Here is a 15,351-nt window from a genome sequence, read left to right as displayed (position 1 = left end):
GGAGTCATCATCCGGCGCGGCCGTCCCGCCCGTTCGCCCCGGCGGGGTGAACGGGCGTCAGCTCGAGCCCCGGCCACCGCAAAATGACTTCTGCCGCCCTGCTCCGTACGCCACACTGCGGGGTGGTGCTCCGCCGGGCACCGTCCTCCACCGGACTCCGACCGAAGGGCCCGCCCGTCCCGATGAGCCAGCCACCGCTGCCCGGACCGCGCCAGGAACCGACTCCCCCACCCATGCCGGCCGGACCGCCGAGCGGGCCGCTGGTCGACCTGATCCGCTCGCAGACCGGCAACCGGCGCGGGGACGCGACGGCGTACCTGCGCGGGGCCGCGCACCTCAACCCCGCCTTCCGGGACGCCGTGATCGAGGAGTTGGCGGAGAACCCGCACCGCATCCCGCCGCCCTCGCTCGGCATCGACCTGGTCGCCGTGCTCAAGGAGTGCTTCGCCAACCGGAACTGGGCGGCGGTCCGCGGGTTGGCGATGCTGCTGCTGCCGTTCCTGCTGCTCCCGTTCGGCGGGGAGGGGGTCCTGCTGCCACTGATCCTGGTGCTCTCCGTCCGCGCCTACCTGGGGCTCGCCCGGTGGGCCACCGGGCGCTTGCTCGCCTTCGCGGCCAGGCTGAGCGACCGAGACGCCTCGCGCTGGCTGCGCCGGGCGAGTTCGCTGGTCTGGCTGGTGGTGCTCGGCTACCTGGTCTTCGCCAACCTGGCCGCCATCGCCGTGCTCTGGGACCACGGGCTCACCCACGACGAGATCGTCTGCCACCCGAGTGGCCCGGAGCACTACCAGGACTGCCACGACGAGGAGACGGTCGACCCGACCGCGATCTGCCGGCTGATCGTGCTGGCCGGCTGGGTGGCGATCGCGGGCTACGACCGGTACCGCCGTCTGCACACCCTGCACGCGCTGGCCACCGGCACCGCGCCGGTGGCCCCGGACGGGGTCGGCCGCCGGGCCACCCGCTACCAGGAGCTGCGACGCCAACAGGCCGACCCGGACGTGGTGTTCAGCGACTACGCGCCGTTCGTCGGCGCCGGGGTGGAGCTGGACAGCTGGTCCTTCCCGATCGAGCTGCTGCCCCAGCGGGCCACCCCGAAGAAGGAGGCCGAGGGGGCGGAGGACCCGCTGGCCAAGCAGCCGCAGGCCGTGCCCTTCACTCGGGCCGAGCTGCACGCCCACCTGCGCGCCGAGCTGCTCCGCCTCGGCGGCCACGGCCCCGGCCAGACCTACCCGGGCGACCGGCTGCACGGCATCCGGGTGGACGACTACGTCTTCAAGCGCGGCCGCCGGGTCGGCCCGGCCAAGGACTGGAGCGGCACCGGGCCCGGCACCGCCTTCGCCGAGCTCGCCCCCTTCGCCGCCCAACAGGCCGCTCACCAACTCGGCATCCCTGCCGACCAGTTGCCCGGCACCTGGTGGTACGACAGCCTCGACCTCGCGGCCGAGGAGCAGCTGCGGCACTACCTGGCCACCCGAGTGGAGAGTTGGGACGGCTCGGTGGTGGTCACCGTCTTCACCCGGGCCCAACTCCAGGGCGGGCTGCTCTTCCTGGAGAGCCGGGCCTTCCTGCTGCCGCCACTGGACCGCGCCTACTACGCGATCGACCAGATCCGCCCGCCCAAGGGCGTGGACGGCTGGCTCTCGGTGGCCGCCCGGGCCGTCACCTCGTTCCTGCCGCTGGTCGCCACCGCCGTGCCCGACCTCTACACCACCGTCCGCACCGCCAACCGGACCACCCGCACCCAGGGCTGGTACGCCTGGATGTGCCACCGGGACCAGCCGGTGGACCACGGACCGACGCTCTCGGTACGGGAGTTGGGCGCCGAGGCGGAGTACCAGCAGCTCTTCCAGGAGATGGACGTGCAGCGCTTCGTGCAGAGCATCGAACTGCGCACCCTGACGGCCGTCAACCGCTTCCTGCGCGAACACGGCTACCGCACCGACGAGTACGAGGCCCGGCAGACCACCGTGATCAACAACGGCATCCAGGTGAACGGAACGGTCAACGGCATCGTCCAGAACGGCGCGAACACCCGGGCCTCCCAGCAGCAGGTGACGCCCCCACAGCCGCGGGTCGGCACCGCCGACCGCTGAACCAGCCTGACCCACAGACGAGTTGAGGAGTACGAGCGTGTCCGAGGAACAGCACTCCACCGCCAACCACGGCATCCAGGTGAACGGGACGGTCAACGGCATCGTCCAGAACGGCGCGAACGCCCGGGCCGTCTACCACGCGGCGCCCGTCGCCGAGGCGGACCCGCGGCAGGAGGAGCTGCGCGCGGCGGTGGAGGCCCTGCGCGCGGAGCTGCGGGCCCTGCGGGCGGCCGATCCGGCAGCCCTGCCGGCCGAGCACGCCCAGGTGGTGGAGGAGGAGTTGGACACCGTCGACCCGGCCGAGCCGGGGCGGCTGCGGCGGACGCTGCTCACCCTCACCGGCGCGCTCGGCTCGGTGGCCGGCCTGGCCGAGTCGCTGGAGCGGCTGCGCCAGGCGGCGTCCGTCTGGTTCTGAAGCCCTGGACGGACGCCGCTCGGCGCGAGCGGCTCAGGGGCTGAAGAGCTCGGTCAGGCTGGTGACCTTGCCGGCCGGGTCCAGGCCGAGGTCGTAGGTCTTGCCGGAGCCGCAGCTGGAGGTGTCGCCGGTGTTGGTGACGCAGGCGTTGAGGTGCTCGATCAGCTTGGCGAGGGTGACGGACTTGTTGCCCTCGGCCCCGGCCAGCTCGGCCTTGGCGGTGGGCAGGATGGTGTACGTCTTCTCGTCGCCCTTGGGCCACCAGCCGTGGTCGGGGGCCTTGCCGCAGTCGAAGGCGCCGTCCTGGGCGTAGAGCGTGGTGGCGGTCGCGGCCTTGTCGGCCACCACCACCTTGTGGCCGGCGGCCACCGGCTTGTCCGGCTTGCAGGTGGGGGCGCCGGGCTTGAGCGGCGCGGTGGAGGAGACGGCCGGGTTGGAGGTGGCCGGAGCCGGCTGCGGATCACCGGCACTGGGCGCGGCCGTCGTCGGCGCGGCGTCCGTGGGAGCACCGGTGGCCGCAGCGGCCGAGGAGCCCGCCGAGGAGCCCGCTGCGGTACTGGCCGGCGGAGCGGCGGCATTGCCCGCCGGGGCGGCCTTGGGGCCGCACCCGGCCAGGGCCAGGACGGCCACCGCCCCGGCGGTGGCGCTGAGAACCAGACGTGTGGACAAGGTGGTTGACTCCCCCAACTGATGGTGACGCGATGCCCTGACGGCCGGGGAGGCTACCCGATGACCCGGGTGGCCGCCCCGGCCGGTGGGGCTATTCCACGCCGTTCTTGCGGATCGGCCGGTACGGGCCGGTGCCCGGGTACGGGTAGGTCAGCACGTGCGAGACGCAGCCCTTGCTGCCGCTGTCCTCGATGCAGATGAACTTGGTGTGCTCGGGGTTGGCCCAGCCGCCGAAGAGCACCACGTGCTCGTGCTTGGGCGTGTTGCAGACCAGCGCGTCGCCGGGCTTCAACTCGTCCTTGGTGATGTGGTGCGAGACGTTGGAGCTCTCCAGGTCCCAGGTGTTCAGGCCGCCCTCGGAGCCGGGCGGGATGCCCCAGGCGGCCGAGACCAGGCCGGAGCAGTCCACCCGGTAGCCGTTGGTGACGGCGCCCTGGCTGTAGCCGAGCTTGTGCTCCGCGCGGTCCAGGCCGCGCTCCAGGATGGCCTTGCGCTCGGGGTCGAGCCCGTCCAGGTTGGGCCGGTCCACCACGCCCTCGCCGTGCCCGTTGGTCGGGTGGGCGTGGTCGCTCCAGGCGTCCCAGCTGTGGCCGGTGATGAAACGGGTGTCGTTCCAGTTGCCGGTGCTGTGGTCCTTGAGCTTGGGCCCGTCGTACTTGCCGCCCGGCCCGGCCGGGATCGCGCCGCCGTCCCCGCCACCGGAGCCCCCGGAGTCGCCCGAGCCGCCGCCGTCCAGGCCGGTGCCGCCGTGGCCACCGCCGTGGCCGCCGTGCCCGCCCTGCGAGCCGCCACCGCCGCCACCGCCGGAACCACCGCCCGATCCCCCGGACCCGCTGCCGGTACCGCCGCCGCCCTGCTGGGGCGGCTGCGGGGTGCTCGGCGGCTGCTTGTCCTTCTGCTTGGCCAGCTCCTCGAGGATCTTCTTCTCGGTCTCCGCGTACTCCGCGGACACGGCCTTGAGCTTCTCGGCGTCCTCGCCGAGCTCCTGGGTCAGCTTCTCCTTGGTCTGCTTGAGCGCCTCGGCCCGGGCCTTGATCTGCGCCACGTCCTTGGTCAGCCGGTTGGCGATCACGCCGAAGCCGAGCAGCCCGGAGGGGATGCCCGCGAAGAGGTCGGTGGCCGCCGCCTTGGCGATCACCGACTCGATCTCGCCCATCTTGGCCGTCATCGAGGCCATCTGCTGGTTGAGCTGCTGCCAGTCCTGCTGGATCTTGGCCAACTCGCCCATCTGGAAACCGAACTGGTCACCAGCCATTACGACTCACTCCCCGTGGTTGTCGGCACCTCAGTAGACATGGGCCAGCCGCCGCATCGCCGCGGCCAGGCCCTGCAGCTCCTCCGAGAGCCCGGCCAGCTCGCGCAGCCGCTCGTTCGCGTGCGCGATGAACGCGTCCGAGGCGGGGCCGTGCCAGGTCAGCTGGCCGAGGGCCGTCCGGATGTCATCGTTCAGCCGGTCGACCTGCTTGGCCATCGCCTCCACCTCGCCGGCCAGCTTCTCCAGGTCGGCGTCCGAATCGCCGAACATCTTGCCCAGCGCCCAGTGCGCGACCTCGCTCGGCACCAGGACGACGTCCTCGACGCCGTGCACGATCCCCTTGCCGATGCCTTCGAGCGCGCTCAGGAACCCCATGGCCGTTCCCCCATTCCCCCGTAAAGCCTGGCTGATAATCAGTCAAAAGGCTATCGGACCGACCCCAACCCGAGGAGAGCCGGGTATAAGCGGACACTCCCCCTCCGCCCCGGCCGGACGCTCCCACCGGCCCCGGCCGCAGGCGCCCCTCCGCACCCGCCGAAAGCTCCCTCAGGCCCGCCCGGAGACCAGCAGCGCCACCGCCGGCACGGTCAGCAGCCCGTCCGCCCCGACGGCCGCCGCCGCCAGCCGGCGGTACTCGGCCTCGACCCGGGCCCGCTGCTCGGTCGGCAGGCCGGTCACCACGTACCCGAGGTTGGCCACCCCGGCCGCGACCCCGGCCCACCAGTCGGCCGGCGTCACCCGGTGCTCGAAGAGCAGCTCGCGGCAGCTCACCCCGTCCCAGCCCGCCGCGACCGCCAGCTCGGCGAAGCCCGCCGCGCTGCGCTCGAAGTTCAGCGCCTCCGGCACCCTGGGCGGCACCGGCCGGCCGTGCTCGGCCACCGCCAGCGCCCGGACGAAGAGGTCCATCGAGCCGTTCCCGGCGTCCGCCCAGATCGTCGCGGCCAGCCGCCCGCCGGGCCGGGCCACCCGGCGCAGCTCGGCCATCGCCGCCGCCGGGTGCTCCACGTGGTTGACCACGAAGTTGCCCACCACCGACTCGTACGCACCGTCCTCGTACGGCAGCTCCGGCAGCACGGCCACCCGCGCCGCCACCCCGCCGGCCACCGCCAGCGCGACCATCCCGGGGTCGGCGTCCACCGCGCTGACCACCGCCCCGAGCTGCTGCGCCGCCCGCGCGGCCGTGCCCGGGCCGGTGCCCACGTCGAGCACCCGCACGCCGGCCGCCACCCCGCCGGCCGCCAGCAGCGCCGGCACCGCGTGCCCGCACAGCGCCGCGAAGCTCGCCCGGTACGCCTCGGCCTTGCCGACCCAGAGCCCCCGCTCGTGCCGGTCGAAGTCCCCCGCCGCGGAGCCCGTGTCGATCCCGGTCATGATCACCACCCCTTTCGCCCCGGAGGCTACCCGGCGCCCGCTCCGGCGACAGGCCCCGGCCGTCTGTGACACTGGAGGGGCTCGAAAACCGAGGTGCGCCAGCCCGTGCCTCCTTGCGAACCTAGAGGGATGTCCGAGTTGAGTTCTCCCGTAGCCAAGCCCGCCGATGCAGCCACCATCGGGGAGCTGGCCGCCCGGCTGCCCGAGCTGATGCTGCGCGACCAGCAGCGGATCGGCCGCCGGTTGGACGGCGCCCGGCGGGTCCGGGGGCCCGAGGCCCGGCAGAAGATCGCCGAGCAGCTGTCCGCGGAGATCGACAAGGCCGAGCTGCGGGTCGAGCAGCGCCGGGCCGCCGTGCCGGAGATCAGGTATCCGGCCGAGCTGCCGGTCAGCCAGAAGAAGGACGACATCCTGGCGGCCGTCCGCGACCACCAGGTGGTGATCGTCGCGGGTGAGACGGGCTCCGGGAAGACCACCCAGATCCCCAAGATCTGTCTGGAGCTCGGCCGCGGGGTCAAGGGCCTGATCGGCCACACCCAGCCCCGCCGGATCGCGGCCCGCACGGTGGCCGACCGCGTCGCCGAGGAGCTGAACACCCCGCTCGGCGAGGCCGTCGGCTGGAAGGTCCGCTTCACCGACCAGGTCGGCCAGGACACCCTGGTCAAGCTGATGACGGACGGCATCCTGCTCGCCGAGATCCAGACCGACCGCGAGCTGCGCCAGTACGACACCCTGATCATCGACGAGGCGCACGAGCGCAGCCTCAACATCGACTTCCTGCTCGGCTACCTCAAGCAGCTGCTCCCCCGCCGCCCCGACCTCAAGGTCATCATCACCTCGGCGACCATCGACCCCGAGCGCTTCGCCAAGCACTTCTCGGACGCCCCGATCATCGAGGTCTCCGGCCGCACCTACCCCGTCGAGGTCCGCTACCGCCCGCTGGTCGACGACACCGAGGACGCGGACGAGGACGACGTGACCGTCGACCGCGACCGCGACCAGATCCAGGCGATCTGCGAGGCCGCCCAGGAGCTCCAGGCCGAGGGCCCGGGCGACATCCTGGTCTTCCTCTCCGGCGAGCGCGAGATCCGCGACACCGCGGACGCGCTCACCAAGCTGAAACTGAAGTTCACGGAGATCCTCCCGCTCTACGCCCGCCTCAGCAGCGCCGAGCAGCACCGGGTCTTCCAGCGCTCCAACTCCCGCCGGATCGTGCTCGCGACCAACGTCGCGGAGACCTCCCTCACCGTCCCCGGCATCAAGTACGTGATCGACCCGGGCACCGCCCGGATCTCGCGCTACAGCCACCGCACCAAGGTGCAGCGCCTGCCGATCGAGGCGATCAGCCAGGCCAGCGCCAACCAGCGCAAGGGCCGCTGCGGCCGCACCAGCGACGGCATCTGCATCCGGCTCTACTCGGAGGAGGACTTCCTCGCCCGCCCCGAGTTCACCGATGCCGAGATCCTGCGCACCAACCTGGCCTCCGTCATCCTCCAGATGACCGCCGCCGGCCTCGGCGACATCGCCGCCTTCCCGTTCCTCGACCCGCCGGACTCGCGCAACATCAAGGACGGCGTCAACCTGCTCCACGAGCTCGGCGCCCTCGACCCGGCCGAGAAGGACCACCGCAAGCGCCTGACCCCGCTCGGCCGCCAGCTGGCCCAGCTCCCGGTCGACCCCCGGCTGGCCCGGATGGTCATCGAGGCGGCCAAGAACGGCTGCGTCCGCGACGTCATGGTGATCGCCGCCGCGCTCTCCATCCAGGACCCGCGCGAGCGCCCCGCCGAGAAGCGCCAGGCGGCCGACGAGCGGCACCGCCGCTTCAACTCCGAGACCTCCGACTTCCTCGCCTACCTGGCGATCTGGCGGTACGTCCGCGAGCAGCAGAAAGAGCTCTCCAGCTCGGCCTTCCGCCGGATGTGCAAGAGCGAGTACCTGAACTACCTGCGGATACGCGAGTGGCAGGACATCTACTCGCAGCTGCGCACCGTCGCCAAGCAGCTGGGCGTCCAGATCGACGAGCCCCACCCCGATGCCGAACCGGACGCCGACCGGATCCACCAGTCGCTGCTGGCCGGTCTGCTCTCGCACCTGGGCCTCTTCGACGTGGAGAAGCGCGAGTACGGCGGCGCGCGCGGCGCCCGGTTCGCGATCTTCCCCGGCTCGGGGCTGTTCAAGAAGCCCCCGCGCTGGGTGATGTCCGCCGAGCTGGTCGAGACGTCCCGGCTCTGGGCCCGGATCAACGCCAAGATCGAGCCCGAGTGGGTGGAGCCGATCGCCGGCCACCTGATCAAGAAGACGTACAGCGAGCCGCACTGGGAGAAGAAGGCCGGGGCCGTGCTGGCCTACGAGAAGGTGACCCTCTACGGGATGCCGATCGTGGCCCAGCGCAAGGTCAACTACGGCCGGATCGACCAGGAGCTCTGCCGCGAGCTGTTCATCCGCAACGCCCTGGTCGAGGGCGACTGGGAGACGCACCACAAGTTCTTCGCCGAGAACCGCAAGCTGCTCTCCGAGGTCGAGGAGCTGGAGAACCGCGCCCGCCGCCGCGACATCCTGGTGGACGACCAGACCCTCTTCGACTTCTACGACAGCCGCCTGCCGGAAGAGATCGTCTCCACCCGGCACTTCGACTCCTGGTGGAAGAAGGAGCGGCACGAGCAGCCCGACCTGCTCAACTTCGAGAAGTCGATGCTCATCAACGACTCCGCCGACGGGGTCACCGAGGCCGACTACCCGGACTATTGGCAGCAGGGCAAGCTCCGCTTCAAGCTCACCTACCAGTTCGAGCCCGGCAGCGACGCCGACGGCGTCACCGTCCACATCCCGCTCCCCGTGCTCAACCAGGTCACCGGCGAGGGCTTCGACTGGCAGATCCCCGGCCTGCGGGCCGAGCTGGTCACCGCGTACATCCGCTCGCTCCCCAAGGCGATCCGGCGCAACTTCGTGCCCGCCCCGGACTTCGCGGCGGCCGCGCTCAAGCAGGTGAAGGACCGTCAGGAGCCGCTCCTGCCGACCCTCGAGCACATCCTCAAGCGGCTGACGGCGATCACCATCCCGCCGGAGGCCTGGGACGACGAGCGGGTGCCGGACCACCTGCGGGTGACCTTCCGGGTGGTGGACGGCAAGCGCAAGCTCGCCGAGTCCAAGGACCTGGAGGACCTGCGCCTCAAGCTCAAGCCCAAGCTCAAGGAGACCCTCTCCTCGGCCGCCTCCGGCCAGGGCATCGAGCGCACCGGCCTGACCGGCTGGCCGGCCGACCTGCCCACCCTCCAGCGCACCTTCGAGCAGCGCTCGCGCGGCCACTCGCTGCGGGCCTACCCGGCGCTGGTGGACGAGACGGACTCGGTGGCGATCAAGCTCTTCGACACCCCCGAGGCGCAGGCCCAGGCGATGTGGGCCGGCACCCGCCAGCTGCTGATGCTCTCCACCAACTCCCCCGCCAAGTCGATCCAGGGCCGGCTGGGCAACCAGGCCAAGCTCGCCCTCTCGCACAACCCGCACGGGTCGATCCCGGCCCTGTTCGAGGACATCGTCGCCGCCGCCACCGACCGGCTGATGACCCTGAACGGCGGCCCGGCCTGGGACGAGGCGGCGTACGCCAAGCTGTACGACAAGGTCCGCGGCGACCTGTACGAGCTCTCGGCGGACGCCACCCTCAAGACGGCCTCGGCCCTGATCGCCTTCCACAAGGCCTCGACCCGGCTGAAGTCGGTCAGCAGCCCGGTGCTGCTCACCGCCGTCAACGACATCCGGCTGCACCTGGCCTCCCTCATCCACCCCGGCTTCGTCACCGAGACCGGCTGGCAGCGGCTGCCCGACCTCAAGCGCTACCTGCTCGCGGTCGACCGCCGCCTGGAGGCGCTGCCCAACCACCCGCAGCGCGACCTGCTGCACCTGCAGAAGGTCCAGCAGGTCCAGCAGGCCTACGGCGAGCTGCTGGCCTCCCTGCCGCCCGGCCGGGAGCCCTCGGCGGCCGTGAAGCAGATCCGCTGGATGATCGAGGAGCTCCGGGTCAGCTTCTTCGCCCAGGGCCTGGGCACCCCGACCCCGGTCTCGGAGAAGCGGATCCTGAAGGCGATGGAGGCCGCCGCCGCGGCCGGCTAGGAAGGGGCTCCGGGGCCCCGGAGGACGCGGTTCGACTTCAGGGCCCCGGATGCCGTACGATCTGTCTTGTTCGCAGGCGAGAGCAGGCGGGCAAGGAAGTAAAACTCTGGTCCTGTGGAGCAGTTGGTTAGCTCGCCACCCTGTCAAGGTGGAGGTCGCGGGTTCAAGTCCCGTCAGGATCGCCGTAATGAGAGGCCCGGAGCCGAAAGGTTCCGGGCCTCTTGCGTTTTCCGCACTCCTCTGGTGATGGCGCGTCAAGAGTGAACTCCCGTGACGCTCGTCACTTATCTTTTCTTGACGAACGGCTCCCTGGGAGCCGCCTGGGAGTCGCGTAATTTAATATATAAAATTGTACTGAGTTTAAGGCGCATTCCCCCCTCCCTCCCCGGTGGACATCCCGTGGACATTTGGAGCCATTGATTCCGGCCTTCCAGGGCATGCCGAAGGGGCTGCACCCCTGACCCGGCGGAGTCAGGCGCACAGCCCCTTCGAAAATGCTTCAGACGGGCTTCTCAGCCCTCGGTACGCTGCGCCGGAATCCCGGCCAGCAGAGCGCGCACCTCCGCCTCGCGGTAACGGCGGTGCCCGCCGAGAGTGCGGATAGACGTGAGCTTGCCGGCCTTGGCCCAACGCGTCACCGTCTTCGGATCGACGCGGAACATGGTGGCTACCTCTGCCGGAGTCAGCAGGGGCTCAGCATCAGGGGTACGAGCGGTCATGAGCGGCCTCCTCGGGAGAACCGAACCAGGGCGGTTCTATCCTTCAAATTCTGCACCTTGGCCCGCGATGCCCGAAATGGCATAGACGGGCCGAGTCGGTTATAGGACGAACGGCTTGTCCTGGTGTCTACAACTACACCATCCGTCCAGCCCCATCGGCCAAACCGCCAAAATTGACCCCTCACGGGCCCAAGAGCGGCGGATGGCCATGGACCACCCCATAACGGACAGTCACCCCCGGGTGACAATCGGTTATGAGCGGACCAGTCCCTTCGTTTCCCCGCAAAGCACGCACCACCGTCAGATCCACCCAAAAGTGGACACACTTGAGTGAACTTGGGCTGGTTGTCCCATTTTTACACATAGGTGTAAGTACGCGTCAACGGTGAGTAGTGTCACGTTCGAGGGGTATTGACCCGAACCGGGACCAAGGTCCCGGACGGGTGGGCGAAGGTCCCGACCATCCTCACGCCGCCCACTGACAAGGCGGTTGAGCCCCTGTCAGCTGGCGTGACGCAGCGCCAGCACCTCTCGCCAGCGGTCGACCACCAGGCGGTACGAACGGGCCGCCGAGGCCCCGTCCCCGGCCCGCAACGCCCCCAGCCCCCGCTCCAGCTCGCCCGCCGAATCCTCGGCCGCCAGCCGCTCCGCACCCAGCAGGTGCACCAACCCCCCGTAGTCCAGCTCGACCAGTGACCTGGGATGGAACTCCTCCAGCCACCGACCGACCTGCTCCACCTCCCGTACCAGCGGGCCCAGCGGGATCCGCTCCCGCAGCACCCGGTAACCCCGTGCCACCCGTCGACGCGCCTGCGCCATCGGCGTCAGATAGAACAGCGTGGCCGCCGTCCTGCCCCCCTCCGCCCTCTCCCCATTCTCCCCATCGGTCAAAACCGAATTGCACGGGCCTTCCGGTACGAAACAGCGGTCCTCCGCGCCGAAGGGCAGGAACCACCGGACCGGCACCTCCCAGCGGCTGGTCAGGATCCACGGCCGGGCGTCCGGATGGCCCGCCCGCCAGCGCTCCCGGTCCGCCTCGGCGGCCGCCCGGACGGCCGGCGGCAGCACCGTGTCCAGCAGCGAGACCGGCAGCGTCTCGGCCAGCTCGGCCAGCGCCTGCCAGCTGCGCAGCCGGGTCGACCACGGGCAGACGTAGGTGACCCCGTCCACCACCCGCACGAAGGCCCGGCCGCTCTCCTTCTCCGGCAGCGCCCTCGGGGTGCCGGAGAGCAGCTCGGCCAGCGCCGCCCGCTGCTCCGCCAGGGCCGCCGCGGCCACCGGCTGCCCCGGCCCCTCGGCGTCCGGGCCGTGTGCGGCGGCCCAGCCCTGCCAGTGCGCGCGCTCCGGCTCCGGGAAGGCGGCGAGCGGCTCGTAGACCCGCAGGTGGGCGGTGTAGGGCGGGAGCACCGAAGTGCGCACGGCGGTCACGCTCTGCATGGTCGCACGGGCCCGGCACCCCCCGGGAGAGTGCCGTCGGGGGCCCACCGATCGTTATCCGGACAGGACCCAGCGGGCGCCCGCCCCGCGGCTACGCTTCCCTTAGGCGCCCACACCACAGCAGTGGGCCACAGATACTGGAGTCACCACAGTGACCGACGTACAGACCGCGTCCGCTCCGCACCCCGCACCCGGCGTGCTCAGCAGGATCTTCCGTACCGAGCAGGACGGCGTCCCCGGTGACGGGCACGAGCAGGTCGTGCTCTGCCACGACCGCGCGTCCGGCCTCAAGGCGATCATCGCCATCCACTCCACCGCGCTGGGCCCGGCCCTCGGCGGCACCCGCTTCTTCGACTACGCCTCCGAGGAGGAGGCGCTCGACGACGCGCTGCGCCTCTCCCGTGGCATGAGCTACAAGAACGCCCTGGCGGGTCTCGACCTCGGTGGCGGCAAGGCCGTCATCATCGGCGACCCCAACAAGGAGAAGAACGAGGCGATGCTGCGCGCCTACGGGCGCTTCGTGCAGTCGCTGCGCGGCCGGTACATCACCGCCTGCGACGTGGGCACCTACGTCCAGGACATGGACGTGATCGCCCGCGAGACCGAGTTCGTCACCGGCCGCTCCCCCGAGCACGGCGGTGCCGGCGACTCCTCCATCCTCACCGCCTTCGGCGTCTTCCAGGGCATGCGCGCCTCGGCCCAGGCCAAGTGGGGCCAGCCGACCCTACGCGGCAAGCGGGTCGGCGTCGCCGGCGTCGGCAAGGTCGGCCACTACCTGGTCGGCCACCTGGTCGCCGACGGCGCCACCGTGGTCGTCACCGACCCCTTCGAGACCGCCGTGAACCGCGTCCGCGCGGCCCACCCGGACGTCGAGGTGGTCGCCGACACCGCCGCCCTGCTCCAAGCCCGCCTGGACGTCTACGCCCCCTGCGCCCTGGGCGGCGCGCTGGACGACCACACGGTGGGCGCGCTCGGCGCGGCCGGCACCGCGGTGGTCTGCGGCGCGGCCAACAACCAGCTGGCCCACCCGGGCGTGGAGAAGGACCTGGCCGACCGCGGCATCCTCTACGCCCCGGACTACCTGGTGAACTCCGGCGGCGTCATCCAGGTCGCCGACGAGATCGACGGCTTCAACTTCGAGCGCGCCAAGAACAAGGCCACGAAGATCTTCGACACCACCCTGGAGATCTTCACCCGCGCCGTCACCGACGGCGTCCCGCCGGCCGTGGCCGCCGACCGCCTGGCCGAGAAGCGGATGCGGGAGATCAGCGCACTGCGCACGATCCTCCTCCCGGGCGCCCGCAAGGGCTGAGCCACCGCGCCGGGCACCTGCTTGCGTAAGTAGGTGCCCGGAGCCGGGTCACGATGTGGAACCGGATTCTCGCTCTGTCCGCCGAACGGGCTATGCAGGGCCCCCTCCCGGGGATAATCGACCCCGGAACGACGGACCGTGGCATGCTGCAACCAGCCTGCCAACGCCCGGAAATCTCCTCGTGACCTGGAAAGACCCGGTTTCGAGGGGCGACAGTGCGCGCCACGTCACACCGGCGACGTACCGTTCGGCGGCGGAAACAGGTACCGTTAATGCTCCAAGGGACGGCACTCCCACTTCGGGCGGCGCCGCTCCTGATCATGAACACGTGTCAGACTCGGGGCCGTGAGCCCCATCGTTGAGGGGGTCGACCCATGGGGCGCGGCCGGGCCAAGGCCAAGCAGACGAAGGTCGCCCGCGAGCTGAAGTACAACAGCGGCGGCTTCGACGCTAACCGTCTGTCCAGCGAGCTGGGCGTATCGCCCTCCACTGCTTCGATCAAGCCAACACCGATCGAAGAAGAAGAGGACGACGATCCCTACGCGGCGTACGCCAGCCGCTACAACGACGAGGACGAAGAGGACACCGACGCGGGCAGCACGTACCGCCGTCGCGCCTGAGTACTCCGCACAAGACCGGCTCGGCCCCACCACGGGGCCCCGAGCCGGTCTTCGTCGTACCCGCTGATAGTAGATACAACCAGTGTGGCCACCGCCGGAACCCGGCGGTGGCCACTCAGCCGGCTCAGGCCAGCTCGAAGCCCTCGTACGCGTTGTAGAGCGCCGCGCCCTCCGCGTGCTCGTCGGTGCGGTCGACGACGTCGCCCAGCACCCAGGCCTCGACGTCCCGGTCCGCCAGGATCGAGAGCACCACGTCCACCGAGGCCGGCGGCACGACCGCGACCATGCCGACACCCATGTTGAGCGTCTTCTCGATCTCCAGGGTCTTCATCCCGCCGACCTGGGCCACGGTCTGGAAGACCGGCAGCGGGGTCCAGGTGCCGCGGTCCAGGCGGGCGTGCAGGCCGGCCGGGATGACCCGGGCCAGGTTGGCCGCCAGACCGCCGCCGGTGACGTGCGAGAAGGCGTGGATCTCGGTGGCGCGGGTGAGCGCCAGGCAGTCCAGCGAGTAGATCCGGGTCGGCTCCAGGAGCTCCTCGCCCAGGGTGCGGCCGAACTCCTCGACCTTGCGGTCCAGCGACCAGCCGGCCTGGCCCAGCAGCACGTGGCGCACCAGCGAGTAGCCGTTGGAGTGCAGGCCGCTGGCGGCCATCGCGATCACCACGTCGCCCGCGCGGACCCGCTCGGCGCCCAGCAGCTGGTCGGCCTCGACCACGCCGGTGCCCGCGCCCGCGACGTCGAAGTCGTCCTCGGCCAGCAGACCCGGGTGCTCGGCCGTCTCGCCGCCGACCAGCGCGCAGCCGGCCAGTGCACAGCCCTCGGCGATGCCCTTGACGATCGCCGCGACCCGCTCGGGGAAGACCTTGCCGACGCAGATGTAGTCGGTCATGAACAGCGGCTCGGCGCCGCAGACCACCAGGTCGTCGACGACCATGCCGACCAGGTCGTGGCCGATGGTGTCGTACTTCCGCATCGCCTGGGCGATGGCGACCTTCGTCCCCACGCCGTCCGTCGCGGAGGCCAGCAGCGGGCGCTCGTAACGCTTGAAGGCGGAGGCGTCGAAGAGCCCGGCGAAGCCGCCCAGGCCGCCCACGACCTCGGGGCGGTTGGCCTTCTTGACCCACTCCTTCATCAGCTCGACGGCGCGGTCGCCCGCCTCGATGTCGACGCCTGCGGCGGCGTAGGTGGCGCCGGCGGTCTCGTTGCTGGTCACGTGCGATGGCCCTTCCGGGTCAGTGGTTAACAAACTTGGGGCAGCACAACAGGGGCGCGGAGAACTGCGCGACCAGCCCCGACGTACGTCGACTGTTGATCACGCGGTCCCCCACGCCCCTGCTGTGGTTGCTCATC

The 15,351-nt window shown here is 71.0% G+C and carries 12 protein-coding genes and 1 tRNA gene; 6 read left to right on the top strand and 7 right to left on the bottom strand.

The window, feature by feature from the left end; genetic code table 11:
- The first annotated feature begins 233 nt into the window (after nucleotides 1–233).
- Both CFP65_RS20625 and CFP65_RS20620 read left to right on the top strand, forming a co-directional pair.
- Nucleotides 234–2,096: a hypothetical protein gene (locus CFP65_RS20625; protein ID WP_254552489.1), complete on the top strand. Its 1,863-nt coding sequence runs from the start codon at nucleotides 234–236 to the stop codon at nucleotides 2,094–2,096.
- A gap of 37 nt (nucleotides 2,097–2,133) precedes the next feature.
- Entirely contained in the window at nucleotides 2,134–2,511 is a 378-nt protein-coding gene (locus CFP65_RS20620) for a DUF5955 family protein (RefSeq protein WP_254552488.1), read from the top strand.
- 33 nt (nucleotides 2,512–2,544) lie between these two features.
- On the opposite strand, the gene CFP65_RS20615 is transcribed toward CFP65_RS20620, so the two are convergent.
- The 4 genes from CFP65_RS20615 to CFP65_RS20600 form a co-directional block, all read right to left on the bottom strand.
- Complete coding sequence (locus CFP65_RS20615; RefSeq protein WP_104817564.1) at nucleotides 2,545–3,180, bottom strand: hypothetical protein; 636 nt, start codon at nucleotides 3,178–3,180, stop codon at nucleotides 2,545–2,547.
- Between the two features lie 91 nt (nucleotides 3,181–3,271).
- Complete coding sequence (locus CFP65_RS20610; protein ID WP_104817563.1) at nucleotides 3,272–4,435, bottom strand: hypothetical protein; 1,164 nt, start codon at nucleotides 4,433–4,435, stop codon at nucleotides 3,272–3,274.
- A gap of 30 nt (nucleotides 4,436–4,465) precedes the next feature.
- Nucleotides 4,466–4,810 carry a WXG100 family type VII secretion target gene (locus tag CFP65_RS20605; protein ID WP_104817562.1) on the bottom strand — a complete coding sequence of 115 codons (345 nt, stop codon included), beginning with the start codon at nucleotides 4,808–4,810 and terminating at the stop codon, nucleotides 4,466–4,468.
- Between the two features lie 171 nt (nucleotides 4,811–4,981).
- Nucleotides 4,982–5,806 (bottom strand): class I SAM-dependent methyltransferase, encoded by an 825-nt coding sequence (locus tag CFP65_RS20600; RefSeq protein ID WP_158702282.1) that lies wholly within the window; start codon nucleotides 5,804–5,806, stop codon nucleotides 4,982–4,984.
- Between the two features lie 129 nt (nucleotides 5,807–5,935).
- On the opposite strand from CFP65_RS20600, the gene hrpA reads away from it, so the two are divergent.
- Nucleotides 5,936–9,913, top strand: coding sequence for an ATP-dependent RNA helicase HrpA (gene hrpA / locus CFP65_RS20595; protein WP_104817560.1), 3,978 nt, complete (start codon nucleotides 5,936–5,938; stop codon nucleotides 9,911–9,913).
- 108 nt (nucleotides 9,914–10,021) lie between these two features.
- Nucleotides 10,022–10,095 (top strand) — tRNA-Asp (locus tag CFP65_RS20590).
- A gap of 330 nt (nucleotides 10,096–10,425) precedes the next feature.
- On the opposite strand, the gene bldC is transcribed toward CFP65_RS20590, so the two are convergent.
- Together bldC and CFP65_RS20580 are read right to left on the bottom strand one after the other, a co-directional pair.
- Complete coding sequence (gene bldC / locus CFP65_RS20585; RefSeq protein WP_104817559.1) at nucleotides 10,426–10,632, bottom strand: developmental transcriptional regulator BldC; 207 nt, start codon at nucleotides 10,630–10,632, stop codon at nucleotides 10,426–10,428.
- Nucleotides 10,633–11,133: 501 nt separating this feature from the next.
- Nucleotides 11,134–12,069 carry a hypothetical protein gene (locus CFP65_RS20580; RefSeq protein ID WP_104817558.1) on the bottom strand — a complete coding sequence of 312 codons (936 nt, stop codon included), beginning with the start codon at nucleotides 12,067–12,069 and terminating at the stop codon, nucleotides 11,134–11,136.
- 151 nt (nucleotides 12,070–12,220) lie between these two features.
- On the opposite strand from CFP65_RS20580, the gene CFP65_RS20575 reads away from it, so the two are divergent.
- Nucleotides 12,221–13,381, top strand: coding sequence for a Glu/Leu/Phe/Val dehydrogenase dimerization domain-containing protein (locus CFP65_RS20575; RefSeq protein WP_104817557.1), 1,161 nt, complete (start codon nucleotides 12,221–12,223; stop codon nucleotides 13,379–13,381).
- Between the two features lie 374 nt (nucleotides 13,382–13,755).
- The gene (locus CFP65_RS20570) at nucleotides 13,756–14,001 is read left to right on the top strand and encodes a DUF3073 domain-containing protein (protein WP_104817556.1); all 246 of its coding nucleotides are present in this window, start codon (nucleotides 13,756–13,758) and stop codon (nucleotides 13,999–14,001) included.
- A 124-nt stretch (nucleotides 14,002–14,125) separates the two neighbouring features.
- Here CFP65_RS20570 and purM read toward each other — a convergent pair whose 3' ends face one another.
- Entirely contained in the window at nucleotides 14,126–15,214 is a 1,089-nt protein-coding gene (gene purM, locus CFP65_RS20565) for a phosphoribosylformylglycinamidine cyclo-ligase (protein ID WP_104817555.1), read from the bottom strand.
- Between the last annotated feature and the right edge of the window lie 137 nt (nucleotides 15,215–15,351).

This window comes from Kitasatospora sp. MMS16-BH015 (assembly GCF_002943525.1).
Classification (GTDB): domain Bacteria; phylum Actinomycetota; class Actinomycetes; order Streptomycetales; family Streptomycetaceae; genus Kitasatospora.
This window is presented reverse-complemented; position numbering and strand designations above follow the sequence as displayed.